The 23,438-nt window shown below is 60.1% G+C and carries 23 protein-coding genes; 18 read left to right on the top strand and 5 right to left on the bottom strand.

The genetic code is table 11. The features are described 5' to 3' along the window. Positions 1 to 20: 20 nt before the first annotated feature. Positions 21 to 893: a LysR substrate-binding domain-containing protein gene (locus tag MCRY_RS01340; protein ID WP_085627652.1), complete on the bottom strand. Its 873-nt coding sequence runs from the start codon at positions 891 to 893 to the stop codon at positions 21 to 23. A 121-nt stretch (positions 894 to 1,014) separates the two neighbouring features. Between MCRY_RS01340 and MCRY_RS01335 the strand changes: the two genes are divergently transcribed. From MCRY_RS01335 to MCRY_RS01310, 6 genes are read left to right on the top strand one after another with little or no spacing between them, the layout of a single operon-like run. Beyond that, positions 1,015 to 2,196 carry a 2-aminoethylphosphonate--pyruvate transaminase gene (locus tag MCRY_RS01335; RefSeq protein ID WP_085627769.1) on the top strand — a complete coding sequence of 394 codons (1,182 nt, stop codon included), beginning with the start codon at positions 1,015 to 1,017 and terminating at the stop codon, positions 2,194 to 2,196. A gap of 10 nt (positions 2,197 to 2,206) precedes the next feature. Continuing rightward, positions 2,207 to 3,466 carry a phosphonoacetate hydrolase gene (gene phnA, locus MCRY_RS01330; protein WP_085627651.1) on the top strand — a complete coding sequence of 420 codons (1,260 nt, stop codon included), beginning with the start codon at positions 2,207 to 2,209 and terminating at the stop codon, positions 3,464 to 3,466. Then, complete coding sequence (gene phnY / locus MCRY_RS01325; protein ID WP_085627650.1) at positions 3,463 to 4,905, top strand: phosphonoacetaldehyde dehydrogenase; 1,443 nt, start codon at positions 3,463 to 3,465, stop codon at positions 4,903 to 4,905. Before phnA ends, phnY begins: the two co-directional genes overlap by 4 nt. 29 nt (positions 4,906 to 4,934) lie before the next feature. Next, positions 4,935 to 5,693, top strand: coding sequence for a metallophosphoesterase (locus tag MCRY_RS01320; protein WP_203276155.1), 759 nt, complete (start codon positions 4,935 to 4,937; stop codon positions 5,691 to 5,693). Beyond that, a complete protein-coding gene (gene pbfA, locus MCRY_RS01315) occupies positions 5,693 to 7,036 on the top strand; it encodes a (R)-1-hydroxy-2-aminoethylphosphonate ammonia-lyase (RefSeq protein ID WP_085627648.1) in 1,344 nt (447 codons plus the stop codon). Before MCRY_RS01320 ends, pbfA begins: the two co-directional genes overlap by 1 nt. After that, complete coding sequence (locus MCRY_RS01310; protein ID WP_171046055.1) at positions 7,033 to 7,860, top strand: DMT family transporter; 828 nt, start codon at positions 7,033 to 7,035, stop codon at positions 7,858 to 7,860. The genes pbfA and MCRY_RS01310 overlap by 4 nt, the downstream gene beginning before the upstream one ends. A gap of 2 nt (positions 7,861 to 7,862) precedes the next feature. Here MCRY_RS01310 and MCRY_RS01305 read toward each other — a convergent pair whose 3' ends face one another. Next, positions 7,863 to 8,729, bottom strand: a complete 867-nt coding sequence (locus MCRY_RS01305; RefSeq protein ID WP_085627647.1) for a MurR/RpiR family transcriptional regulator — start codon at positions 8,727 to 8,729, stop codon at positions 7,863 to 7,865. A gap of 103 nt (positions 8,730 to 8,832) precedes the next feature. On the opposite strand from MCRY_RS01305, the gene MCRY_RS01300 reads away from it, so the two are divergent. The 8 genes from MCRY_RS01300 to MCRY_RS01265 all read left to right on the top strand — a co-directional run bounded on the left by MCRY_RS01300 (position 8,833) and on the right by MCRY_RS01265 (position 16,964). Further along, a complete protein-coding gene (locus MCRY_RS01300; RefSeq protein ID WP_085627646.1) occupies positions 8,833 to 9,603 on the top strand; it encodes an N-formylglutamate amidohydrolase in 771 nt (256 codons plus the stop codon). Further along, complete coding sequence (locus tag MCRY_RS01295; RefSeq protein WP_085627645.1) at positions 9,600 to 10,181, top strand: TRAP transporter small permease subunit; 582 nt, start codon at positions 9,600 to 9,602, stop codon at positions 10,179 to 10,181. Before MCRY_RS01300 ends, MCRY_RS01295 begins: the two co-directional genes overlap by 4 nt. Continuing rightward, positions 10,181 to 11,506: a TRAP transporter large permease gene (locus MCRY_RS01290; protein WP_085627644.1), complete on the top strand. Its 1,326-nt coding sequence runs from the start codon at positions 10,181 to 10,183 to the stop codon at positions 11,504 to 11,506. Before MCRY_RS01295 ends, MCRY_RS01290 begins: the two co-directional genes overlap by 1 nt. 59 nt (positions 11,507 to 11,565) lie before the next feature. After that, the gene (locus MCRY_RS01285) at positions 11,566 to 12,603 is read left to right on the top strand and encodes a TRAP transporter substrate-binding protein (protein ID WP_085627643.1); all 1,038 of its coding nucleotides are present in this window, start codon (positions 11,566 to 11,568) and stop codon (positions 12,601 to 12,603) included. A gap of 71 nt (positions 12,604 to 12,674) precedes the next feature. Further along, on the top strand, positions 12,675 to 14,036 hold the full coding sequence (locus MCRY_RS01280) for a glutamine synthetase family protein (RefSeq protein WP_085627642.1): 1,362 nt from the start codon (positions 12,675 to 12,677) through the stop codon (positions 14,034 to 14,036). A gap of 2 nt (positions 14,037 to 14,038) precedes the next feature. Continuing rightward, on the top strand, positions 14,039 to 14,440 hold the full coding sequence (locus MCRY_RS01275) for a YybH family protein (RefSeq protein WP_085627641.1): 402 nt from the start codon (positions 14,039 to 14,041) through the stop codon (positions 14,438 to 14,440). Continuing rightward, positions 14,437 to 15,813, top strand: a complete 1,377-nt coding sequence (locus MCRY_RS01270; RefSeq protein ID WP_085627640.1) for an aldehyde dehydrogenase family protein — start codon at positions 14,437 to 14,439, stop codon at positions 15,811 to 15,813. The genes MCRY_RS01275 and MCRY_RS01270 overlap by 4 nt, the downstream gene beginning before the upstream one ends. A gap of 5 nt (positions 15,814 to 15,818) precedes the next feature. After that, the gene (locus MCRY_RS01265; protein WP_085627767.1) at positions 15,819 to 16,964 is read left to right on the top strand and encodes an iron-containing alcohol dehydrogenase; all 1,146 of its coding nucleotides are present in this window, start codon (positions 15,819 to 15,821) and stop codon (positions 16,962 to 16,964) included. 55 nt (positions 16,965 to 17,019) lie between these two features. Here the strand turns inward: MCRY_RS01265 and MCRY_RS01260 are convergent, their stop codons facing one another. Further along, positions 17,020 to 18,246 (bottom strand): urate hydroxylase PuuD, encoded by a 1,227-nt coding sequence (locus tag MCRY_RS01260; RefSeq protein ID WP_085627639.1) that lies wholly within the window; start codon positions 18,244 to 18,246, stop codon positions 17,020 to 17,022. A 99-nt stretch (positions 18,247 to 18,345) separates the two neighbouring features. Between MCRY_RS01260 and MCRY_RS01255 the strand changes: the two genes are divergently transcribed. Further along, on the top strand, positions 18,346 to 19,254 hold the full coding sequence (locus tag MCRY_RS01255) for a LysR family transcriptional regulator (RefSeq protein ID WP_085627638.1): 909 nt from the start codon (positions 18,346 to 18,348) through the stop codon (positions 19,252 to 19,254). A gap of 13 nt (positions 19,255 to 19,267) precedes the next feature. On the opposite strand, the gene MCRY_RS01250 is transcribed toward MCRY_RS01255, so the two are convergent. Continuing rightward, complete coding sequence (locus MCRY_RS01250; RefSeq protein ID WP_238939721.1) at positions 19,268 to 20,296, bottom strand: DMT family transporter; 1,029 nt, start codon at positions 20,294 to 20,296, stop codon at positions 19,268 to 19,270. A 289-nt stretch (positions 20,297 to 20,585) separates the two neighbouring features. After that, positions 20,586 to 20,942: a hydroxyisourate hydrolase gene (uraH, locus tag MCRY_RS01245; protein WP_085627637.1), complete on the bottom strand. Its 357-nt coding sequence runs from the start codon at positions 20,940 to 20,942 to the stop codon at positions 20,586 to 20,588. A 149-nt stretch (positions 20,943 to 21,091) separates the two neighbouring features. Here uraH and puuE point away from each other — a divergent pair, with 149 nt between their 5' ends. From puuE to MCRY_RS01230, 3 genes are read left to right on the top strand one after another with little or no spacing between them, the layout of a single operon-like run. Beyond that, positions 21,092 to 22,504: an allantoinase PuuE gene (gene puuE, locus MCRY_RS01240; RefSeq protein ID WP_244897870.1), complete on the top strand. Its 1,413-nt coding sequence runs from the start codon at positions 21,092 to 21,094 to the stop codon at positions 22,502 to 22,504. Next, positions 22,501 to 22,983: an ureidoglycolate lyase gene (locus tag MCRY_RS01235; RefSeq protein ID WP_085627635.1), complete on the top strand. Its 483-nt coding sequence runs from the start codon at positions 22,501 to 22,503 to the stop codon at positions 22,981 to 22,983. The genes puuE and MCRY_RS01235 overlap by 4 nt, the downstream gene beginning before the upstream one ends. Positions 22,984 to 23,035: 52 nt before the next feature. Continuing rightward, a complete protein-coding gene (locus MCRY_RS01230) occupies positions 23,036 to 23,437 on the top strand; it encodes a hypothetical protein (RefSeq protein WP_085627634.1) in 402 nt (133 codons plus the stop codon). Position 23,438 lies beyond the last annotated feature (1 nt).

The following is a 23,438-nucleotide window of genomic DNA, read 5'->3' as shown; positions in this document are numbered from 1 at the left end:
AACCTATTGCTATACCTGCGTCACGCAGTCGTCAGGGTCTTTTGCACGGCTTTCACAAACCCCCGGATCAGCGGCACATCCCTGCGCGCAGATAATGTGACAAGGGATTCCGACATTCCCAAGTCGACATCTTCGAAAGGAATGGCCTTCAGCCGCCGGTCATGCCCAAACTCAGCCTCACTGATGAACCCGATCCCCGCCCCAGAGGCGACAACCTCGCGCATGGCCTCCCGACCTTCGACCTCGATCGCGGCATTCAGTGAGAGCTTCAACCGATCCGCTTCTTCTTCGACCTGCGCCCGTGTGCGTGACCCCACTTCGCGATAGATCAGCGGGTATTGCCCCAAATCGCGGAACCGCAGTTTGCGTGTCCCCTGCGGCAGATACCCTTTCGCCACCAAGGCAAGGATCGGCGTCCGCCCAAGGTCGATGCTGTCCAAATCAGGCGCAGAAATCGAATTGCCTACCACACCAATCTCCGCCTCGTAATTCCGCAAGCGACGCAGCAAATCCTCGGTGTTTCCGGTGCGGATCGTCACGAACACCCCCGGACTGGCCTCGCGGAACCGCCGCACGGCGTCGGTGATATGCATCGCCGAGTCAGCCATGATCCGCAGGTGTCCCGAAAGTGCAGTTCGGCTTTCGTCGAACAAGGCGCTGATGCGTTCTTCGACTTCGAACATCTCACTCGTCAAACGGAACAGCGCCTCACCCGCGTCCGTCATCCGCACCTGCCGCGCTTCGCGCGTGAACAACAAAACATCATGCCGTTGTTCCAACTGGCGCACCTGATCCGAGACCGACGGCTGGGATATGTTCAAGGCGCGCGCTGCACGGGAAAACCCGCCATGCAGGGCCACGTGATGAAAGGCGCGTAGCTGACTGTACCGCATCTTCGCTCCGGGGTTCGCTAAATTTTCATAACCCTAGCCTATCAATCAATAGAGAACAAAGATTTTACATATGCCTGACAGCACCGCATATCCAAGACCAGATCAGCTTTGGAACCACACCATGTCTACTACACCGCTGCCTGCCCCGGAACTTGGGGAACCCTATCTTCTGACCCCTGGCCCACTGACTACGGCTTATGCCGTCAAGCAGGAGATGCTCAAGGATTGGGGCAGTTGGGATGACGATTTTCGGTCGATGACCCGCACGATGCGCACCCGGTTATTGGGGTTGATCGGCGATGGCGCGCCTGAATACGACTGCGTTCCGATCCAAGGTTCCGGCAGCTACTGCGTCGAAGCGATGTTGGGCAGCTTTGTCCCCCGCGACGGCAAAGTACTTGTACTGGCCAACGGCGCGTACGGCCTGCGCGCCGCGCAAACGCTGGGCTATCTGGGCCGCGCGTGTCATCTGCTCGACAAGGGCGACTACCTGCCACCGCGCGGAGATGAGGTTGCGACGATCCTCGCCAACGACCCCGCCATCACCCATGTTCTCGCGATTCACTGCGAAACCTCCAGCGGCATCCTGAACCCGGTCGAGGAAATAGCCGCTGCCACGCAAGCCGCCGGGCGCAAGCTCCTGATCGACAGCATGTCGGCCTTCGGTGCGCTGCCGCTAGACCCGATCAAACTGAACTGCGCCGCTTTCGTGTCGTCGGCCAACAAATGTATCGAAGGTGTCCCCGGTTTCGGCTTTGTCATCGCCCGCAAGGACGAGATCGAAGCCTCCAAAGGTAATTCCCACTCCCTGTCGCTCGACGTTCATGCGCAATGGTTCACGATGGAGAAAACCGGCCAGTGGCGGTTCACGCCCCCGACCCATGTTGTCGCCGCCTTTCTCAAGGCGCTCGACCTGCACGAAGTCGAAGGCGGTGTCCCCGCCCGTGGCGCGCGGTACACCCGCAACCGTGATGTGATGGTACAGGGTATGCGCGATCTGGGCTTCGAGACTCTGCTCGCCGACCGTTGGCTCAGCCCGATCATCGTGACCTTCTTCTGCCCCGCCGATCCGAACTTTACCTTCAAGGCGTTTTATGACGCCATGAAGCAACGCGGGTTCATCATCTATCCCGGTAAGCTGACAGTCGTGGACAGTTTTCGCATCGGGGTGATCGGGCAGATGGATGAACACGTGATGCGCCGCGTGGTGGATGCCGCCCGTGATGCGCTCGCAGATATGAACGTCAGCAGCGCGGCACCCCCTGCCGCCGCTTTGGAAGAACGCAAGAAACTCGCCGCCTGAAGGAAAAGATATGCCGATTAAGAGCCCCGTGGTCGCCAATGACCGCACCTACCCCGCGCCCAAGACCTGCGCGATTGCGATCTGTCTGGATGGCTGCGAACCCGAATACCTTGAGGTTGCCATTGCCGAAGGCCTGATGCCGACGCTCAAGCGCATCCGCGAAACCGGGACAGACCGTCTGGCCCATTCGGTGATCCCGTCCTTCACCAACCCCAATAACATGAGCATCGCCACCGGGCGCCCGCCCGCCGTTCACGGCATCTGCGGCAACTTCCTCTATGAGCCGGAAACTGGCGAAGAGGTAATGATGAACGACGTGCGCTTCCTGCGCGCGCCGACCGTGTTCTCCAAGTTCTACGAGGCAGGCGCACGCGTCGCTGTCGTCACCGCCAAAGACAAGCTGCGCGCGTTGCTCGGCGCTGGCCTGAAGTTCGACGAAGACCGCGCGATCGCGTTTTCATCCGAGCGGTCTGGCGACACGACCAAAGCGGAACACGGGATCGACAAAGCATCCGATTGGCTCGGCATGCCGGTGCCCGAGGTCTATTCCGCCGACCTATCGGAATTCGTCTTCGCCGCTGGTGTAAAGCTGCTGAAAGAGTGGATGCCGGACGTGATGTACCTGTCCACGACCGACTACATCCAGCACAAGTTCGCGCCGGATGAGCAAGGTGCGAAAGACTTCTACTCGATGTTCGACCGTTACCTAACGGAGCTGGACGCCATGGGTGCGGCAATCGTCGTCACCGCCGACCACGGCATGAAGCCCAAGCATGACACCAATGGCGATCCGGCGGTGATCTACGTTCAGGATTTGCTCGACGACTGGCTGGGCGAGGCGGCGGCGCGGGTGATCCTGCCGATCACTGACCCCTACGTGGTGCATCACGGCGCGCTAGGATCGTTCGCCACCGCATACCTGCCATCCGAAGCCGATCAGGCGGATGTCATCGCGCGACTCCGCGCTCTTCCAGAGATGCTCGAAGTGCTGGACAAAGCCACTGCGGTGCAGCGGTTCGAACTCCCCGCAGACCGCATCGGCGACATCGTGATGATCTCGACCGAGAACATGACGATCGGCACCTCGGCCCACCGCCACGACCTTGCCGCGCTCAAGGAACCGCTGCGCAGCCATGGCGGGCTGACCGAACAGGAAGTTCCGTTCATCGTGAACCGCGTGATCGACCTGCCCAACGCACCGACCCTGCGGAACTTCGATGCGTTCTTCTACGCCACAACCGCTGCCGCGCTAGAAGAGGTGCCCGCATGACTGAAATCCGTCACGAACAGATGCGCATCGGTGGTGAAAAGGTCGACACCGAGGCGCGGCTCGAAGTCCGCTATCCCTACACGGACGAGGTGATCGGCACCGTCCCCATGGGCACCGCCGAACACGCCCGCCGTGCCTTCGAGATCGCGGCGAACTATCAGTCGAAACTCACCCGCTATGAACGCAGCCAAATTCTGCAACGTGCGGGTGAGATCATTGGCGAAAAGCGCGAGTACCTTGCCAAATGGCTGACGCTGGAACTGGGCATCTGCCACCAGCATTCGATCTACGAGACCAAGCGCGCACAGGACGTCTACCAATTCGCCGCCGCCGAGGCGCTGAAGGATGATGGCGAGATTTTCTCGTGTGACCTGACCCACAACGGCAAGGCGCGCAAGATCTTCACGATGCGCGAACCCGTCCGCGCGATCAGCGCTATTACCCCATTCAACCACCCGCTGAACATGGTCAGCCACAAGATCGCGCCGTCGATTGCCACCAACAACTGCATGGTGTGCAAACCGACCGAACTCACACCGCTGACCGCGCTTACTTTGGCCGACATCCTCTACGAAGCAGGGCTCCCACCCGAGATGTTCCAGGTGGTCACCGGCATGCCCGCCGACATCGGCGATGAGATGGTGACGAACCCGAACATCGACATCATCACCTTCACCGGCGGCGTCCCCGTCGGCAAACTCATCGCCTCCAAAGCGGGCTACAAACGCACCGCACTGGAACTCGGCGGCAACGACCCGCTGATCATCTGCAACGACCTGAGCGATGCAGACCTCGACAAGGCCGCGACCATTGCTGTCGCGGGTGCCACCGGCAATTCCGGCCAACGCTGCACCGCGATCAAGCGCATCCTCGTGCAGGAAAGCGTGGCGGACAGGTTCGTCCCGCTGGTGGTCGAAAAGGCCAAGAAGATCAAATTCGGCGACCCGCAAGATCCGGCCACCGAACTCGGCTGTGTGATCCACGCCCAAGCCGCCGAACTCTTTGAAAAACGGGTCTACATGGCCGCCGACCAAGGCGCCAAAGTGCTCTACGATCCCGGTCGCAAAGGCGCGCTTCTGCCGCCCATCGTCGTGGACCATGTCCCCCATGACAGCGAACTGGTGATGGAGGAAACCTTCGGCCCGATCATCCCCATCGTCCGCGTTCCCGACAACGACGAAGAAGTGATGCGCATCTCCAACAGCACCGATTTCGGCCTGTCCTCTGGCGTCTGCACCAACGACCTGAACCGCGCGATTGCCTATATCAACGGCCTCAACGTCGGCACCTGCAACATCTGGGAACAGCCCGGCTACCGGATCGAAATGTCCCCCTTCGGCGGCATCAAGGACAGTGGCAACGGGGTGAAGGAAGGCGTTATTGAGGCGATGAAGTTCTTCACCAACGTCAAGACCTACTCCCTGCCCTGGCCCGGATAAACATGGGATTTACCCACAAGATCCTCTGGATGTCTGACCTGCACCAGACGGTCTCGGGGCAGGTCGAAGGCGTGAACAGTCGCACCCGGTTGCGGCAGGTGATCGACCAGATGAACCGCTATCACCCCGACGCGGCCTGCTGTGTCGTGTCGGGTGATCTGACCGACACGGGCACACCCGAAGAATATGCCGCGCTGACGGACAGGCTTGCGTCTTTAAACACACCCCTGCTGCCGATGATCGGGAACCATGACAACCGGGAAAATCTGCTGGCCGCACTTCCTTATTCCGGTTCGGGCCTCGAATCCTACTATCAATACCGCTTTGATATGGACGAGAACGTATCACTGCTTTGCCTCGACACCGCCCTGCCCGGCAGCGATGCGGGTGCGTTTGACCCGGTGCGCCTTGATTGGCTCGCGCAACGCCTGCACGACACGGCCGACAGGCGCGTTCTGGTTTTCACACACCACCCACCCGGCCCTTTGGGTCTCGGGTTGCTGGACGACATGCCCCTGCTCGATCATCAGCCCTTTATCGATCTGATCGCCAATGCCCCGCAGGTCGAACACCTGTTCTGCGGTCATGTGCACCGGCCCGTGTCCGGCGTGATCGGGGGCGTGCCGTTCACTGCCCTCCGATCCATTGCGCACCAGACCCGACCGCCGCATCAGACTTGGGACTGGTCCAATTTCGTCGCCCACGATGAACGCCCCCAATACGCAGTCATCCTGATCGGTCCAGATCGCATTATCGTCCAGATGACAGATATCGAGGACCCAGCCTGATGCGTCATACCGAAGGCGAAGCAAACACCAGCGCTGCACGGGCCGACTGGTCCGCACGCGAGACGCACAATGAAACGCGCGATTTGCTGGCACGCGATGCCGATGCGTTCCTGCATCAATCTCTCTCTTCGCCTTGCCTGTCGACCATCGCCAAGGCCGAAGGCATCTGGATCGAAGACACCTCTGGCCGCCGCTTCATGGATTTCCACGGAAACTCTGTGCATCACATCGGCTACGGCCACCCGCGCCTTGTGCAAGCCGTCAAAGACCAGATCGACGCGCTGCCCTTCTCTCCGCGCCGGTTCACCAATGATGTCTCGGTCACGCTTGCCGAACGCCTTGGCCAGATCGCGCCCAGCACTCTAAACCGCGTTCTCTTTACCACCGGTGGATCAGACGCCGTCGAAGTCGCCCTGCGCCTTGCCCGCGCCGCGACAGGCCGGTTCAAAACCATCAGCTTCTGGGACGCGTTCCATGGTGCTGGCTTTGGCGCGTCCAGCGTCGGCGGCGAGGCAACGTTCCGCAGCCATATCGCAGGCCCGCTCCTGCCCGGTGCTGAACACGTCGCCCCATTCCACTGCTACCACTGCGCTTACGGCCATCCCGGCCCCGAAACCTGCGCCCTTGCCTGTGCGAAAATGGTCGAATTCGCACTCGCCCGCGAGGGTGATGTGGCAGCGGTGATCGCAGAGCCGATGCGCGCCGTGCCCGTTGTCCCGCCTCCGGGCTACTGGCAAGCCGTGCAGGCTACCTGTCGCAAACACGGTGCGCTGCTCATCATGGATGAAATCCCCACCGGCCTCGGCAAGACGGGCCGCATGTTCGCCTTTGATCATGACGGGATCGAGCCGGACATCGTGGTTCTGGGCAAGGCGCTTGGCGGCGGAATGCTCCCCATCGCCGGGATCATTGCGCGGGACGATCTGAATGTGGCCGGAGACTTCGCCATCGGGCACTATACGCACGAAAAGAACCCAGTCACAGCCCGCGCCGCCCTGACAACGCTCGACATTATCGAAGACGAAGGCCTGGTCGACCTATCCGCCACTTTGGGCAAACACGCGCAAGACCGCCTGAAAGACGCCCTGCACGATCACCCGAATGTCGGTGACATCCGCGGTCGCGGCCTCATGTTCGGGGTCGAAATCGTCACCGACCGAGACAGCCGCACTCCCGATCCAGACCGCGCCGAACGCATCTATTACGCCTGCCTCGACCAAGGTCTCAGCTTCAAGATCAGTGCTGGCAGCGTGCTGACCCTATCACCCCCACTGGTGATCTCTCAATCCGATCTCGACACAGCCCTGAACATCGTCATTGACGCGATCCGGACAACCAGGTGAGCACAGCGGTCCTTCTGATCGTCCTGCTGGCCGCACTGCTCCACGCGCTCTGGAACGCACTGGTCAAGACCTCGGGCGATCGGGCGATCACGCTAGGGCTGGTGGCAATGGGTCATTCCCTGCCTGCCGTCGCTCTGATGCCCTTTGCACCCATTCCAGCCTTCGAGGCGTTTCCTTTCATCATCGCGTCTACGGTGATTCATTGGGCCTACTACTACGGCCTCAACACGTCTTACCGCTTCGGCGACCTGTCCCTGATCTATCCCATAGCCCGCGGCACCGCCCCCGTGATGGTCGCCTTGGGCGCGATGGTCTGGGCAGATGAATCCCTGCCGTTCTGGGCATGGATCGGCATCCTGATAGTATCCGGCGGCATCATGATCCTTGCCGCGATCCGTCATGCCGACAAACGCGGAATCGGTGCCGCCCTTGCCACTTCTGCGATCATCGCCGCCTATTCCGTGGTCGACGGTATCGGCATCCGAATGTCCGGCAGTCCCATCGGCTATGTCGTCTGGCTTTTCGCCGCCGAGATTTGCGTGGCCGTCTTCGTCATCGGCACTCGGTTCGAGCGCGCGCTCCGCATCAGCCAACGCTCCCTCGTCCTCGGCCTAGCGGGCGGAGTCATCTCTGGCCTTGCCTACGGCCTGGCCCTCTTCGCCAAAACACTAGCGCCCATTGGAATCGTGTCGGCAGTGCGCGAAACATCCGTGATCTTCGCCGCTCTGATCGGCGTATACTGGCTGGGTGAAGGCCCGGCGCAACGACGCCTTGTCGCCGCGTCAGTCGTGGCTCTGGGCGTGATCATCCTTGCCCTCAGCTAAGCTCAGGGTTTTCGGAAAATCCGTGTCGACCGGAACATATCTTCCAAGGCTTCGATACGCTCGCGGGCTGTGTCGGAGACTCGCGTCTGTACCTCAGCCACAAGCGCTTCGATGATCAGGTTGATGGCCAGCGTCGAATCCCAGCTCGACGGCACTTCGATCATCGCGTTCACCACATGGTCCGCCAGCCCAGAGATCGGCGACCCCCACTGATCAGTGAAGAGGATAATCTCGGCCCCGCGCTCTTTCGCCAACTCAGCAAGGCGTTCAAGATCCCGCTCATAGCGCCGGATGTCGAACAAAATCAGAACCGACGCGCGGTCCATGTCCAGAATGTATTGCGGCCAGACATTTGGCGACGCGCCAAGCAACGTCACCGCAGGGCGAATGATCTGAAGGTGGTTGTAGAAGTAATCCGCATTCGACCGCGTGATCCGGCCACCGGACAAGTAGACGGGCCTCTGCCGATCCGCGAGAACCCCAGCGATGGCATCCAGCGTTCCCGGCTCCAGCCGGTCAATTGTCCGACTCAGATTGTCGAACACGGCTTCGGCAAAGGCAGTAAAGGCCGCCGATCCGGGTTTGGTATCCCCCCAGCCTTCGCGCTTGCGGATAGGCGTCTTGAACTGCTCTGACGCCTCGTCGCGCATGGCGGCCTGCAATTCGGGGAAGCCGTCAAATCCCAGCTTGCGTGCAAGACGGATCACGGTCGGTGTCGACACCCCCGCCGCCTCGGCAATGCGGGTGATGGATTGCAAGCCACCCACCGGGTAATCGCGCATCAGAACGCTGGACAATTGCCGCTCTGCAGGTGTCAGCACACCGGCCTGCTCGTGCAGCCTGTCTTTGACCGAAAGGGGTTTCGCCATCGCCTGACGCCTTTTGTAGCAATCGCTACATTGATACTCATCTTGGTACAATAATCAACGAAATTGTCTTGACAGGTCCAAGACCCACAACCCTAATGACGGCGTGAGCACAGCCAAAGATCATACGATTCTGGGCCCGAATGACGGGCCGGCCGCAGAGGTGATCAATCCTCAAGGCGGGGCAGCGATATGTCTTGTCTGCGAACACGCAAGCGCCCTCATTCCACCCGCTCTGGCCGATTTGGGCGTTGCACCGGAACACCGGTTAAGCCACGCAGCGTGGGATATCGGCGGTCTCGATCTGGCGACGGCCTTGGCTGCGAAACTCGATGCGCCGCTGGTGGCCTCGCGCGTGTCGCGCTTGGTTTATGACTGCAACCGCCCGCCCAGCGCCCCCGGCGCGATCCCCGAACGGTCCGAGGTCGTAGATGTTCCCGGCAATGTCGGCCTGTCCGATGTCGCCCGCGCTGCACGTGTGTCAGACGTCTATGACCCGTTCAAAGACCTGCTCCGCACGACGCTTGAGCGTTTCGCGACACCGCCTCTGCTTGTCACCATTCATTCCTTTACACCCATCTGGTTCGGCCAACCGCGCGAGGTGGAACTGGGCCTGCTTCACGATAGCGACGACAGGCTGGCGCGCGCGATGCTGGCCAACAGGCCGGACGGTTTAGATGCACGGCTCAACGCGCCCTATTCGGTGACCGACGGCGTCACCCACACACTGCGCGAGCATGCCATCCCGCGCGGGTTACAAAACGTTATGATCGAAGTACGCAACGACCTGCTCTCTGACACTACGGGAGTTGCACGGTTTGCTGATGTCATTGCCACCATGCTGACCAAAGCTCTCGCTAAGCAGGAGGCGCTATGATCCGCGTGCTGCAGGCCTATGTCAGCGTGATCGACCCGGTCAACCGCATGATCGGGCGTATTGTCATGTACGGTATCTTCGTGATGATGGGCATCCTGCTCTGGTCATCCGTGACCAAGGTGTTCTTCCTGCCGTCGCTCTGGACACTGGAAATGGCCCAGTTCGCAATGGTCGCCTATTACATCCTTGGCGGGCCGTACTCGATCCAGATGGGGTCGAACGTGCGAATGGACCTGATCTATGGCGAAATGTCCGACCGCCGCAAAGCCGGGATTGACGCAATGACGGTGGTTTTCCTGCTGATCTATCTCGGCTTCCTGCTTTACGGCGGCATCGCTTCCACAGCCTATTCCTTTGGCTATTTCGGGTCCGAGCCCATCGGCTTTTTCGCGGGCCTCGTCACGGGAAGCGAAGAAATCGGCTTTATGGAGCGCAGCCCAACTGCATGGCGACCCTACCTGTGGCCCATCAAGACCATCATGGTGATCGGCATTTTCCTGATGCTGCTGCAAGTGCTGTGCGAACTGGCCAAGGACATCCTGCGCCTTAAGGGACATGACATGGGGGCCAAGGTCTGATGCCGTACGAGATGATTGCGGCGCTCATGTTCTCGACCATGATGCTGATGCTTCTCACGGGGCAGCGCGTGTTTGGCGCTATCGGCTTTGTGGCTGTCGTTGCCGCGTTCTTCCTCTGGGGGGATCGTGGCGGATACGACCTCGGCTTCTCGGCGGCGATGAAGCTGATGAAGTGGTATCCGCTTCTGACCCTGCCGATGTTCATCTTCATGGGCTACGTGCTGTCGGAAAGCCGCATCGCGGATGATCTTTACAAGATGTTCCACGTCTGGATGGGCGGGCTGTCGGGTGGTCTTGCCGTGGGCACCATCGGGCTCATGGTTCTGATCTCTGCCATGAACGGACTGAGCGTGGCCGGCATGGCCATCGGCGCCACCATCGCGCTGCCCGAACTTCTGAGGCGAGGATACGACAAACGAATGGTCACCGGGGTGATCCAAGCCGGGTCCTCATTGGGAATTCTTGTGCCACCCTCGGTGGTGCTGGTTCTCTACGCGATGATCGCCCGCCAACCCGTTGGCCAGCTGTGGCTCGCCGGTGTGATCCCCGGCCTGATGATGGCGACGATGTTCGTCGTCTATATCGTGGTCCGTTGCAAACTGAACCCGTCGCTTGGCCCCGTCCTGCCAGCAGAAGAACGCGACATCCCCCGCGCCGAAAAGCTGCGCCTCCTGCGCGCTGGTCTCCTCCCGCTAGCGATCTTCTTCATCATGATGGTCCCCTTCGTGAACGGCTGGACCTCGCTGGTCGAAAGCTCGGCCATCGGTGCCATCGCCGCCTTCATGGCTGCTGTTCTCAAGGGTCGCATGACCCGCGAGGTATTCGAAAATTCGGTGCGCAACACGCTCGGCATTTCCTGCATGTTCATGTGGATCATCCTCGCCGCACTGGCCTTTGGCGCAGTGTTCGACGGTCTGGGGGCCGTCAAGGCAATCGAGAACCTCTTTACCGATCAACTCGGCCTCAGCCCTTGGGTGATCCTGATCCTGATGCAGCTTAGCTTTATCGTCATGGGCACATTCCTTGACGACACCGCAATGCTGGTGATCGTCGCGCCACTCTACGTCCCGTTGGTGGGCGCGCTTGGCTTCGACCTGATCTGGTACGGCATACTCTATACGATCACGACCCAGATCGCCTATATGACACCACCCTTCGGCTATAATCTCTTCTTGATGCGCGCCATGGCCCCGCCAGAAATCGGCCTGCGTGACATCTATGTGTCGATCATCCCCTTCGTCTTGGTGATGGTCATCGCGCTGGCCGTGATCATGATTTTCCCGCAAATCGCCCTTTGGCTGCCGGAATACGTGTATGACAAATAACCACAATCAAGACTCCGCGAACGGAGCGCAGAAACCCAAACCAACTGAGAGGACATAATATGACCACCAGACGTAAGTTTCTAAAAACCGCAGGGATCGCCGGTGTCGGAACCCTTGCCGCCCCCGCGGTCGTCAAGGCGCAATCCGCGATCACTTGGCGCTTCCAGACCTATGCCGGGGCCGCCTTGGGTGAACACGTGACCAAACCGGTCATCGACTACATCAACGCCAATTCCAACGGCGAACTCCAAGTCGAACTGTTCTACGCGGACCAGATCGTGCCCACTGGCGAACTGTTCCAAGCGCTTCAGCGCGGCACCATCGACGGCGTGCACTCGGACGACGACTCCATGGCGTCCCCGACCCCGCTGCGCCAGTTCGGCGGCTACTTCCCCTTTGCCACCAAGCACATCCTCGACGTGCCGGTGCTGTTCAACCAGTACGGCCTCAAGGAAATCTGGGAAGAAGAGTACAACAAGGTCGGCGTAAAGTGGATCTCGGCCGCAGGTCAGGATCCGTGCAACTTTAACACCACCAAGGAAATCACCTCGGTCGCCGACCTCGACGGCCTGCGCCTTTACACCTTCCCAACCGCTGGTCGCTTCCTGTCCAAATTCGGCGTCGTCCCTGTGTCGATCCCTTATGAGGATGCCGAAGTCGCGGTTCAGACGGGCGAGCTTGATGGCATGGCATGGTCCGGCATCACCGAAGACTACACCGTGGGCTGGGCTGACGTGACCGACTACTTCCTCACCAACAACATCTCTGGTGCATGGATCGGATCGTGGTTCATCAACCAGCAACGCTGGGCTGACCTGCCGGATCACCTCAAATCCGTTGTCATGGCGGCAACCGAAGCGGGCCACACCTACCGCAACCAGTGGTACTGGGGCGGCGAAGCGGCACTGCGCGCCAATGGCGACAAGCTGCAACTGCGCCAGGTGCCGCCAAGCGAATGGGCCGAGGTTGAAAACGCGGCCAAGGAGTTCTGGAATGAGGTTGCTGCGGAAGGTGAGATCCAAGAGAAGATCATCAACATCTTCCGCGAGTACAACAGCGTGATCAACCAAGCTGGTGCGCCCTACAACTTCGAATAATCGAACAAGGCAGCACTCCGAAGCGATCCCCTGCGGGGGGTCGCTTTGATCGTGAATGAAAGGACGAAACGATGGCCCACATGACCCTTGATGACCTGCAAGCCAAAGCCGAAACCGGCGCAATCGACACTGTTCTGGTCTGCATGGTCGACATGCAGGGACGTCTGATGGGCAAACGCTTCCACGTCTCGAACTTCATTGAGTCAGCATGGAAAGAAACCCATTGCTGCAACTACCTGCTGGCCACCGACCTCGAAATGGCCACACCCGATGGCTACAAGTCCACAAGCTGGGAAGCGGGCTATGGCGACTACGTCATGAAGCCAGACCTGACCACGCTGCGCGTGATGCCGTGGCTTGAAGGCACGGCGATGGTGCTCTGCGATCTGATCGACCATAACACGCACGAACCCGTACCCCATTCCCCGCGCCAGATGCTCAAGAAGCAGGTCGCACGCCTTGATGCGATGGGCCTGACGCCAATGATGGCGACCGAGCTGGAGTTCTTCCTGTTTGAACACAGCTACGACGAAATCCGAAAATCGGGCTTCCGCAACCTGACCCCGATCAGCGGTTACAACGAGGATTACAACATCCTTCAGACCACCCGCGAAGAACACGTGATGCGCCCGATCCGCAACCATCTGGTGGCCGCCGGTGTGCCCGTTGAAAACTCAAAGGGCGAGGCCGAAACTGGTCAGGAAGAGCTGAACATCCGCTACGCCGATGCACTCGCCTGCGCCGACAATCACACGATCGCCAAACACGCGGTCAAGGAAATCTCCCAGATGCACGGCCATGCGGCAAGCTTCCTGCCCAAATGGCACGCGGCCAAGGTCGGCAGCGCCGCCCACGTGCACCAGTCGCTGTTCAAGGGCGACACCAACGTGTTCCACGACGCAGATGCCAAGCTGACCATGTCGGACACGATGAAGTCCTACGTCGCGGGCCTGATCAAATACGCCCCGGATATGACCGTCTTCCTTGCGCCTTACGTCAACAGCTACAAACGCTTCCTGCCCGGCACCTTCGCCCCGACCAAAATCGCATGGTCGGTCGACAACCGCACCGCAGGCTACCGCCTTGTGGGTGATGGCACCAAGGGCGTGCGGATCGAATGTCGTATCCCCGGCTCCGACATAAACCCCTACCTCGCCTGCGCCGCGCAACTTGCCGCTGGCATCGCCGGGATGGAGGAGAAGCTGTCTCTGGAAGAACCTGTTTCGGGCGACGTCTATAACATGACCAGCATCCCCGAGATCCCCAACACCCTGCGCGCCGCCACCGAAACACTGCGCAGTTCCGACATGCTCCGCAAAGCGATGGGCGATGACGTGATCGACCACTACACCCGCGCCGCCGAAGTGGAACAAGAAGCCTTTGACGCCGTTGTAACCGACTGGGAACTCCAACGCGGATTTGAACGAGCCTGACCATGACAGCTGTGGTGCAATTCCAAAGTCTCATGAACAGCTACCTAGAAAGGTACGCAGCTCATGATTCCGAAGGATGCGCAGACCTATACGCTGAGGATGCGGTAATCCTTTCGCCCTACGGACCTCCGGCCATAGGCCGGACTGCTATCCGCGACGAACATGCCGCATGGTTTCTAGAAGGCGAAACAAACAAGTCGATGACCGTGCTCGACGCAGCTCTGGATGGTGCTACAGGTTTTTGCCTCGTTGCCTATTCGGCAGATATTTCGGGCGAGCAGGGGCAAACTCGCATCTACGGAGCAAGCTTGAACACTCTGAAAAAAGATCCAGACGGAAAATGGCTGATCCACCAGACCAGCCTGAACGAACTCGAACATGACATGACACAGGCAATCAAATGACCAAGACCGTAGACCTGATCTCACCGATTGACGGATCGGTGTATCTTACGCGCGAAGTGCTGACCAAAGACGCTGCCTTTGCCGCCGCCAACCGCGCCAAAGCCGCCCAAGCCGACTGGGCCGCGCGCCCTGTCTCCCAACGCATCGCGATGGTCCGCAAAGCAGCCGAGATCATTGGCACGCAGCAAGACCGCATGACGACCGAACTGGCGCACCAGATGGGCCGTCCGATCCGCTACGGTGGCGAATTCGGCGGCTTCAACGAACGTCTGACCTACATGGCAGACGTGGCCGAAGACAGCCTCGCCCCACTGGAGATCGAAGACAGCGATGCCTTCCGCCGTGTGATCAAGCGCACCCCGTGGGGCACCGTTCTGGTTATCGCGCCGTGGAATTACCCCTACATGACCGCAATCAACACCGTGGCCCCTGCCCTTATCGCGGGCAATACCGTGATCCTGAAGCACGCTGGCCAAACGCTGGCCGTAGGCGACCATCTGGCCGAAGCCTTCCATGCGGCGGGCGTTCCTGCGGACGTATTCCAGAACCTCGTCCTCGACCACGACACGACCTCTGCCCTGCTTTCGGAACGGGCAGTGGACTTCGTAAACTTCACCGGATCGGTCGGCGGTGGTCAGGCCATCGAACGCGCGGCGGCTGGTACGTTCATGCCCGTCTCGACCGAACTTGGCGGCAAAGACCCCGGCTATGTCCGCGCCGACGCCAATATCGACGCGGCAGTCGATACGCTGCTGGATGGTGCGATGTTCAACTCGGGCCAATGCTGTTGTGGCATCGAACGCATCTACGTACATGAAAACCTCTACGACCAGTTCGTCGAAAAGGCCGTCGCATGGGTCAACGCGCAGAAACTCGGCAACCCTCTGGATCCGGACACAACCATGGGACCCATGGCCAATGTGCGTTTCGCCAAGGAAGTCCGCGCTCAGATCAAAGAAGCTCTGGCCGATGGCGCGAAAGCGCATATCGACACCATGCCAGCCGACGATGGCGGTGCTTACCTGACCCCACAGATCCTGACCAACGTCACCCACAAGATGCGCGTCATGCGCGACGAAAGCTTCGGCCCCGTTGTCGGCATCATGCCCGTCAAAGACGACGAAGAAGCCATCGCCCTGATGAATGACAGCCAATTCGGCCTCACCGCCTCCATTTGGTCCGCCGACATCGCAACCGCTGAGGCGCTTGGTGACCGGATCGAAACCGGCACCGTCTTCCTCAACCGCTGCGACTACCTCGACCCCGCGCTCTGCTGGACTGGGTGCAAAGACACCGGCCGCGGGCAAGGTCTATCGAAACTGGCGTATCAGGCTCTGACTCGCCCCAAATCCTACCACCTCAAGAAGGCATGACCGCAATGGCACTCACTGCAAACTGGTCCTACCCCACCGCCATCCGCTTCGGCGCGGGCCGCATCTCGGAAATCGCCGAGGCGTGCCTTGCCGCTGGCATCTCCAAGCCGCTCCTCGTCACCGACCGGGGCCTTGCGGATATGGAGATCACCACCAAGACCCTGAACCTTGTCGAACAGGCGGGTCTGGGCCGCGCGATGTTCTCGGATGTCGATCCCAACCCGAATGAAAAGAACGTCGAAGAAGGCCTCAAGGTCTACCGTGAAGGCGGTTTTGACGGCGTCATCGCCTTTGGCGGCGGCTCCGGCCTCGACCTTGCCAAGACACTGGCCTTCATGGCGGGTCAGTCCCGCCCGCTGTGGGACTTTGAGGATATCGGCGACTGGTGGACCCGCGCCGACCCTGCTGGCATCCACCCCATCGTCGCCGTGCCCACAACCGCTGGCACCGGATCTGAGGTGGGCCGCGCCAGCGTCATCACCAATTCGGAAAGCCACGAGAAAAAGATCATCTTCCACCCCAAGATGCTGCCCGCCGTGGTGATCTGCGACCCCGAACTCACCGTGGGCATGCCCAAGTTCATCACCGCAGGCACCGGGCTTGATGCCTTCGCCCACTGTGTCGAGGCCTATTCCAGCCCGCATTACCACCCGATGAGCCAAGGCATCGCGCTCGAAGGAATGAAACTTGTCGTCGACAACCTGCCGCGCGCCTATGCCGACGGGACAGACATCGAAGCCCGCGCCAACATGATGAGCGCCGCCGCCATGGGCGCGACCGCCTTCCAGAAAGGCCTCGGCGCGATCCATGCGCTGTCGCACCCCATCGGCGCGCATCACCACACGCACCACGGCACCACCAACGCCGTCTTCATGCCCACCGTGCTCAAGTTCAACGCCGACGCGATCCGCGACCGCTTTGACCGCGCGGCGGGCTATCTCGGCATCGACGGCGGCTTCGACGGCTTCTGCGCCTTTGTCGATCAGTTCAACGCGGGCTTCGCGATCCCGAAAACGCTCACCGATCTGGGAGTAAAGGATGCCAACCTCGACGTGCTGGTCCGCGACGCTTTGAACGACCCGTCCACAGGCGGCAATCCGGTCGAGATGACCGAGGCCAACACGCAGGCGTTGTTTGAGTCTGTGCTTTAAGGGCGCGCAATTCTTCGAAGAATTGCGGGAGACTTTTCGAAAAGTCTCCCGCCGATCAATCCGCGTTCCGATACCACGCGACGATCTGCGCCCGCGCTTCGGCATCCATCTGGATCGCGTTCGGCGGCGGCATCGCGTGCGACCGTCCCGCTTGCAGGTAGATCTGCTGCGCGTGCTGCGCCACGTCCGCCTCGGTCTCCAGATAGACACCCTTGGGCGCCCAGCGGATGCCATCCCAAAGCGGCTCACGGGCGTGGCACATCGAACAATTGCCCTGCACAACGTTATAGGCATCCTCAAACCCATCAGCAGATGCAAACTGCTGCTCGAAGGCTGTTAAAGGACGCTCCGCCGCCTCGTCATAGGTCTCGGTCCCGCCCAGCGTCGACAGCCATGCAATCGCGATAAAGATCACTGCCGTCACAGCCCAGGTCCAGTTCGGCTGGCCTTTGCCCGCATGCATGGAGTTGAAGTAGTGCCGGATCGTGACCCCCATCAGGAACACCAGTGACGCGATCAGCCACGCGAACTCGGTGCCAAAGGCCAGCGGGTAGTGGTTCGACAGCATCAGGAAGATCACCGGCAGGGTGAGGTAGTTGTTGTGCGTCGATCGCAGCTTGGCGATCTTGCCATACTTGGGATCCGGCGTGCGCCCAGCCTTGAGGTCTGCCACCACGATCCGCTGGTTCGGCATGATGATAAAGAACACGTTGGCCGTCATGATCGTCGCCGTGAACGCCCCCAGATGCAGCAGCGCCGCACGGCCCGTGAACACCTGATCATAGCCCCACGCCATGATCACAAGGATCACGAACAAAAGTACCATGAGGAGGGTCGGCTGTTCCCCCAAGGACGACTTGCACAGGAAGTCATAAAGCAACCAGCCAATGGTCAAAGACAAACCCGAGATCGCAATCCCCTGCCAAAGCGCAAGATCAGCCTTGGTCGGGTCGAGCAAGAACAATTCGCCCCCGACCCAGTACACGATCATGAGCAAAGCCGCCCCAGACACCCAGGTGATATAGCTCTGCCATTTGTGCCAGATCAGGTGTTCGGGCATGTTCTCGGGGGCGACCAGATATTTCTGGATGTGGTAGAACCCCCCGCCATGCACCTGCCATTCTTCACCCGACACGCCAACAGGCGCATGGGCGGCCTTTCTCAATCCCAGATCCAGAGCGATGAAAAAGAATGACGCGCCGATCCATGCCATCGCGGTGATGACGTGCAACCACCGTACCGCAAAGGCGATCCAGTCCCAAAGAACGGCGAAATCATACATGGCAAGAGGCTCCCTTTGGCAGTTTCCGACAACCTAGCGGCAGAGCCATTCTTCTGCTATTCCGATGAAAACCCAAGCTGTATCAAGAATCTCCGAATAATGTCCTATCTCGACAACATCAGAACCTTCGTTCGTGTCTACGAATTGGGCAGCATGTCCGCCGCTGGTCGCGATTTGCGCATTTCGCCTGCCGTCACCTCGACGCGGATCGCACAGCTTGAGGAACATCTGTCCGTCCGCCTGTTCCAACGCACCACCCGCAACCTGACACCGACCGAACAGGGACGGCTGTTCTACGCCGGCGCCGTCGAAGTGCTCGAAGCGGTTGAGGCCGCCGAGGCGCAGGTGGTCGACATCACCGAAAACCCGAGGGGGTCGATCTATGTCGCCGCCCCCTTGGGCGTCGGTCGCCGCCTGATCGCGCCGCAGGTGCCTGCCTTTATCGAACAGTACCCCGAGGTGTCCGTACGGTTGCGCCTCACGGACCGTAAGGTTGACCTGACCACAGAAGGCCTCGACCTCGCGGTGTTTCTGGGTGAACCCGAAGACAGCACGCTACGTATCCGCAAGATCGCCGATGTCGATAGGGTGCTCTGCGCAGCACCCGGTTATATCAAGGCACGCGGCATGCCCAACACGGGCGACGACCTGCTGAGTCAGAACCACGAATGCCTGAACCTGCGGTTTCCGGGCGCGACCGAATTCCAATGGCGGTTGCAAACCGCCGACGGCCCCAAGCGGTTCAAGGTCCGGGGACGGTTCGAATCCGATGATGGCGATGTGCTGACAGACTGGGCGCTGGATGGTCAGGGCATCGCGCTCAAACCCGTGTTCGAGGTTGCCGACCACCTGCGCGCCGGGCGTCTTGTCGCTGTGGCCAAAGACACGCCACCCGTCCCTGTTCAGATGGCCTGCCTTTTCACCCATCGGCGCAGGCAGGATCCGAAAACGCGGCTCTTCATGGATTTCGTCATCGGCAGGATCGGGACCGCGATCAAAAGCGCATGAAACGTGCCTGACGTCATTCCCGGGACGGCACCTCCTGTTCCGGATCAGCCGCTTCGGCATCCAGCGCATCCACTAAGATCACAGCAGGAGCGCCGGGCGTAAAGACCGTTTGGGCCGTTGGCGGGTTGTCGTTGGCCTCGCGCTCGATACGCAACTCGCGGTAGGCCGTGTACATGCCGCTGCTCACGATCAGAACCATGCCCACAAAGGTTGTGAAATGCGGAACTTCGCCCCAAACGAGGTATCCAAGAAGCGCGGCAAGCGGCAGGTAGCTATAGTCAAACGGGGCGATCACGCTGGCGTTCGCGATCTGGTAGGCGCGCGACACCAGCGTGTAGGCCACTGTCCCAATAGCCCCCAGCAGCGCCAACATGCCAAGACCATCAAAACTGGGGACGGGCCATGTCATGCGAAGATGGATAAGCTCCGGCGTGATCTCGATCATCTGCGTCACCGCAAAGCCGATTGGGATGATCACCACACCGGACAACGAGATCGTATAAAGACCGATCACAAGTGATGTGTCCTGCTCTCCGATCTTGCGCACAATAGTCTGGCTGATCGCGTAGGTCAGCGCCGTCATGACCGGCAGGATCGAAACCCAGCCGAAGGATCCACCCGTCGGGTTCACCGCGATCACAACGCCCAAGAACCCCACCAGCAACGCAAGAATGCGGTGAATCCCGATCTTTTCCTGCAAGAACACAGCCGCGAGGGTTGCCGTCATCAGCGGTGCCGCGAAAAACAGCGTGGTGACCTCGGCCAGACCCATAAAGGGAAAGGCCGCGTAAAACATCGCAAAACCGCCGGCAAACAGAACCGCACGGGCCAGATACCACGGCCAGAGCGGCGTAGAGATGCGGTGCGGCGCACCCAGCCAGAGGACCAGTGGAAGCAGGGTCAGCAAGGCAACAACCGAACGGACGAAGATCAGCATCCACACGGGGTAGATGGTCAGCATACCCTTCATCAAAAGGTCCTGACCAACAAACAGCACCATTCCAGCCACCACACAAACGATGCCTTGAAGCGTGCGGGACATTGGCGGCCCAGCTGTATGTGTCGAAACGGTCATGGACACAAACTGACCGTTTCCACGCATCCATCCCGCCAGACAGCGACCCGGATGTCGGTTTCATCCTCACTTGCCGATTTTCACACGATCATCTCGAGGGCGCTTTAAGACGGATATCAAGAACTCACGTCGACGCATAGTTTGACCCGGTACGGATCAACCAAGCGGCATGAAACCTAAACCAGATGCATCTTGATTCAGGCGCAAAGCAGCCCGAAACAGCAGGGCCACTTCAATGACAAAAGGCGCAGTCTTCTTAACTGCCCCGATAGGTCGAATACCCGTAAGGCGACAGCAGCAACGGCACGTGATAATGCGCCGCCGCGTCCGACATGCCAAAGCGGATCGGCACCTGATTAAGGAACAGCGGATCGTCTCCCGCCTGTCCTGACGCCCGCAGGTAATCCCCCGCAAAGAACACCAACTCGTAGGTCCCAGTCTGGAACTGCTCTGCCGGAAGGATAGGACGATTGGTGCGCCCATCGTCGTTGGTCACGGTTTCTGCGATCTGCTCAAGCCCGGCATCGGTCACGCGGGACAGAACAATTCTGATCCCCTCGGCGGGGCAGCCCCGCGCGGTATCCAGAACATGGGTCGTCAAATAACCGGACATTGCGCTCTCCTCGTGTGTGAGTGCCTCTTTATGCAGCCATCTTCGCAAAATGCGCAAACGATAAGCCATTTGAGACAGCTTTCGGGATTTCTTGAAAAACGATTTGGATTATTCGGATTACACAGACAACCACTCAGGAGGACACCGACGTGAAACGCTACCCCCGTGACATGACAGGATACGGCCCCAACCCGCCCAAGGCCAATTGGCCCGGTGGCGCCAAGATCGCCGTACAGATCGTGATGAACTACGAAGAGGGCGGCGAGAACAACATCCTGCACGGCGATGCCGCATCCGAGGCGTTCCTGTCCGAGATCACCGGCGCACAGCCGTGGCCGGGTCAGCGACACTGGAACATGGAGTCGCTCTACGAATACGGATCGCGCGCCGGGTTCTGGCGTCTGCACCGGATGATGAAGGACATCCCCATTACCGTCTATGCCGTGACCAGCGCCTTGGCGCGTGCGCCTGAACAGGTCGCTGCGATGAAGGACGCCGGGTGGGAGATCGCCTCGCATGGCCTGAAATGGGTCGAACACAAGGACATGCCCGAGGCCGAGGAACGCGCCCAGATCGTTGAGGCGATCCGCTTGCACACCGAAGTGGTCGGGGAACCGCCCAAAGGCTGGTACACCGGGCGTTGTTCGAACAACACGGTGCGTCTGGTCGCGGAACAGGGCGGGTTCGATTACGTCGCCGACAGTTATGCCGACGACCTGCCCTATTGGTCGCGCTTTGGCGAAATCGACCAGCTCATCATGCCCTACACGATGGATTGCAACGACATGCGGTTCGGCATTCAGGCGGGCTTTACCACCGGTGACCAGTTCGAAAGCTATCTCAAGGACAGCTTCGATTACCTCTATGCAGAAGGCGCCGAAGGGTCGCCCAAGATGCTTTCTATAGGCCTGCACTGCCGCATCGCCGGTCGTCCCGGTCGCGCCGCCGCGCTCAAACGGGCCTTGGATTACATGGCGGGACACGAGGGCGTCTGGTTCGCCACGCGTCAACAGATCGCGCAGCACTGGGCCAAGGAACACCCCGCGCCCACCGCGCAGCGTCCGTCTGACATGTCACAGGAAGATTTCGTCACAGCCTTCGGTGGCATTTTCGAGCATTCCCCGTGGATCGCTGAACGCGCTTGCGCCTACGAATCCGGCCCGACCCATGACACCGCGCGCGGCGTGCACAGCCTGCTCTTCCGCGCCTTCCGCACAGCCACGGACGACGAACGCCTTGGCGTGCTGAACGCCCACCCTGACCTTGCCGGCAAACTCGCCGCTGCGGGTCGTCTGACCGCCGAGTCCACGGCCGAACAGGCGGGTGCAGGCCTCGACATGCTGACCGACGACGAACGCGTCACGTTCCAGAAATTGAACACCGACTATGTCGCACGCCACGGGTTTCCGTTCATCATCGCGGTCAAGGACAACACCAAGGCAAGCATCCTCGACGCGTTCCACCGTCGCATCGAAAACGACCGCGATACCGAATTCGCCGAAGCATGCCGTCAGGTCGAACGCATCGCCGAATTGCGGCTTTTGGACAAGCTAGGCGCATGACCCGTCAGATCCTCACAGAGCCGATGACGGCCACCGCCTTCGCCCCGTTCGGCGACCTGCTCGATTGCGCGGGCGACCCGGACAAGCTCATCAATCAGGGCCTTTGCGGCCGCTACCATGACCGCGCATCACTCGACTTCGCAGATGGTCGCGCCGGGATCAGCCTCTTCAAGGCCGAGCTGCGCAGCCTGCCCTATACGCTCGACCTGATGGAACGGCACCCTTTGGGCAGTCAGGCCTTTGTCCCGATGAGCCATGATCCGTTTCTGGTGATCGTCGCCCCGGACGCTGGCGGCGCACCCGGCGCACCGCGCGCCTTCCTGACTCAAGGCGGTCAGGCGATCAACATTCACCGCAACACCTGGCACGGGGTTTTGACCCCGCTGGCCGGAACCGGGCTGTTCGCCGTGATCGACCGGATCGGCGATGGGGTAAATCTGGAAGAACACTGGCTCGATGAGCCATGGACCGTTTCGTGAGCCAATCGTCTCTCATCGCGTGGAGAAAGCATAAACGGGAAGGACGCGTGCATTGCAGTCACTGACCCGACAGATCGGATTGGGCCTCTGTATTGGCGTGTTCATGGTTTTCTGGCTCAGCATCATGATCGCAGCCTTTAGCGCCAGAGAATGCCGGGGAACGGACAACCCTCCGGAAACGAAGCTTAAGTACTGCGAGAGGTCACTAAAGTATGGAGGCTGGATGCGCTTTATTCCAATCGAGCGCGCCGAAGGTTCGATCTTGCACTTGGAAAGAGGTATCGCTCTTGCTGCTCTTGGAATGGAAAACGAGGCCGTCACCAGCTTCCAGAGAGCATTGAACGATGTTGGAGCAACGTCCGGAACTAGGAAGGACGATTTGCTGGTGCGCATAGCCCAGGAGAACGGCGTCGAGATTCAACAAGCTTGGAACAAAGCTTTGAACACACAGTGAC

The sequence above is a fragment of the Marivita cryptomonadis genome (assembly GCF_002115725.1).
Lineage (GTDB): Bacteria > Pseudomonadota > Alphaproteobacteria > Rhodobacterales > Rhodobacteraceae > Marivita > Marivita cryptomonadis.
The sequence above is the reverse complement of the archived record's forward strand: the minus strand, read 5'-3'. Positions and strand labels throughout refer to the sequence as shown.

Excerpts from the sequence above, each read along its gene's own strand:
- MCRY_RS01340 (WP_085627652.1), bottom strand. The coding sequence starts at position 893 with ATGCGGTACAGTCAGCTACGCGCCTTTCATCACGTGGCCCTGCATGGC.
- MCRY_RS01335 (WP_085627769.1), top strand. The coding sequence starts at position 1,015 with ATGTCTACTACACCGCTGCCTGCCCCGGAACTTGGGGAACCCTATCTT.
- phnA (WP_085627651.1), top strand. The coding sequence starts at position 2,207 with ATGCCGATTAAGAGCCCCGTGGTCGCCAATGACCGCACCTACCCCGCG.
- phnY (WP_085627650.1), top strand. The coding sequence starts at position 3,463 with ATGACTGAAATCCGTCACGAACAGATGCGCATCGGTGGTGAAAAGGTC.
- MCRY_RS01320 (WP_203276155.1), top strand. The coding sequence starts at position 4,935 with ATGTCTGACCTGCACCAGACGGTCTCGGGGCAGGTCGAAGGCGTGAAC.
- pbfA (WP_085627648.1), top strand. The coding sequence starts at position 5,693 with ATGCGTCATACCGAAGGCGAAGCAAACACCAGCGCTGCACGGGCCGAC.
- MCRY_RS01305 (WP_085627647.1), bottom strand. The coding sequence starts at position 8,729 with ATGGCGAAACCCCTTTCGGTCAAAGACAGGCTGCACGAGCAGGCCGGT.
- MCRY_RS01295 (WP_085627645.1), top strand. The coding sequence starts at position 9,600 with ATGATCCGCGTGCTGCAGGCCTATGTCAGCGTGATCGACCCGGTCAAC.
- MCRY_RS01290 (WP_085627644.1), top strand. The coding sequence starts at position 10,181 with ATGCCGTACGAGATGATTGCGGCGCTCATGTTCTCGACCATGATGCTG.
- MCRY_RS01285 (WP_085627643.1), top strand. The coding sequence starts at position 11,566 with ATGACCACCAGACGTAAGTTTCTAAAAACCGCAGGGATCGCCGGTGTC.
- MCRY_RS01280 (WP_085627642.1), top strand. The coding sequence starts at position 12,675 with ATGGCCCACATGACCCTTGATGACCTGCAAGCCAAAGCCGAAACCGGC.
- MCRY_RS01275 (WP_085627641.1), top strand. The coding sequence starts at position 14,039 with ATGACAGCTGTGGTGCAATTCCAAAGTCTCATGAACAGCTACCTAGAA.
- MCRY_RS01270 (WP_085627640.1), top strand. The coding sequence starts at position 14,437 with ATGACCAAGACCGTAGACCTGATCTCACCGATTGACGGATCGGTGTAT.
- MCRY_RS01265 (WP_085627767.1), top strand. The coding sequence starts at position 15,819 with ATGGCACTCACTGCAAACTGGTCCTACCCCACCGCCATCCGCTTCGGC.
- MCRY_RS01260 (WP_085627639.1), bottom strand. The coding sequence starts at position 18,246 with ATGTATGATTTCGCCGTTCTTTGGGACTGGATCGCCTTTGCGGTACGG.
- MCRY_RS01255 (WP_085627638.1), top strand. The coding sequence starts at position 18,346 with ATGTCCTATCTCGACAACATCAGAACCTTCGTTCGTGTCTACGAATTG.
- MCRY_RS01250 (WP_238939721.1), bottom strand. The coding sequence starts at position 20,296 with ATGTCCCGCACGCTTCAAGGCATCGTTTGTGTGGTGGCTGGAATGGTG.
- uraH (WP_085627637.1), bottom strand. The coding sequence starts at position 20,942 with ATGTCCGGTTATTTGACGACCCATGTTCTGGATACCGCGCGGGGCTGC.
- MCRY_RS01235 (WP_085627635.1), top strand. The coding sequence starts at position 22,501 with ATGACCCGTCAGATCCTCACAGAGCCGATGACGGCCACCGCCTTCGCC.